General features: G+C 71.3%; 1 protein-coding gene. It reads right to left on the bottom strand.

The annotated features are described in order from the left end of the window. The coding region (locus IG88_RS0137795) for a LacI family DNA-binding transcriptional regulator (RefSeq protein ID WP_031051443.1) at nt 1-850 on the bottom strand (850 nt) is incomplete at both ends.

Genomic DNA, 850 nt, shown 5'->3' with positions numbered 1-850 from the left:
GGGACTTCGGTGCCTTGGATTTGTGCGCAGAGGAGGTCGACGGCGGCGCGTCCCATGGCTTCGATGGGTTGGCGGACGGTGGTGAGGGGTGGTTCGGTGCAGGTCATGAAGGCGCTGTCGTCGTAGCCGACGACGGAGACGTCGTGGGGGACGTGGTGTCCGTGGCGGCGGGCGGCGCGGACGGCGCCGAGGGCGAGGGGGTCGCTGGCGCAGATGATGCCGGTGATGCCGCGGTCGAGGAGTCGGGTGGCGGCTGCCTGTCCGCCTTCGAGGGAGAACATGGCGCGTTCGACGTGGGAGTCGGGCAGTTCCGTGCCGGCTGCTCGTGCGGTTTCGCGGGCGGCGGCCAGTTTGCGGCGGGAGGGGATGTGGTCGGAGGGGCCGAGCACGAGCCCGATGCGCTCGTGCCCGAGGGACGCGAGGTGCCGCCAGGACTGATCGACGGCCACGGCGTCGTCGCAGGCGATGCACGGGAAGTCCAGATCGGCGATGGAGGCGTTGATGAGGACCACGGGGATGTTGCGTTCGGCGAGGAGCCGGTAGTGGTCGTGGGGTGCGTCGGCCTGGGCGAAGAGCCCGCCGGCGAAGACGACGCCGGAGACCTGCTGCTGGAGGAGGAGTTCGACGTAGTCGGCTTCGGAGACGCCGCCCTTGGTCTGGGTGCACAGCACCGGGGTCAGTCCCTGCTGGGCGAGGGCGCCGCCGATGACCTCGGCGAAGGCGGGGAAGATGGGGTTCTGGAGCTCCGGCAGGACCAGGCCGACCAGGCGGGCGCGCTCGCCCCGCAGTTGGGTGGGGCGCTCGTAGCCCAGGACGTCCAGCGCGCTGAGCACCGACTGCCGGGTCGCCT

Origin of the sequence: Streptomyces sp. NRRL F-5650, from assembly GCF_000721365.1 — a bacterium.
GTDB classification, from domain to species: Bacteria; Actinomycetota; Actinomycetes; order Streptomycetales; family Streptomycetaceae; genus Streptomyces; species Streptomyces ardesiacus.
This window is presented reverse-complemented; position numbering and strand designations above follow the sequence as displayed.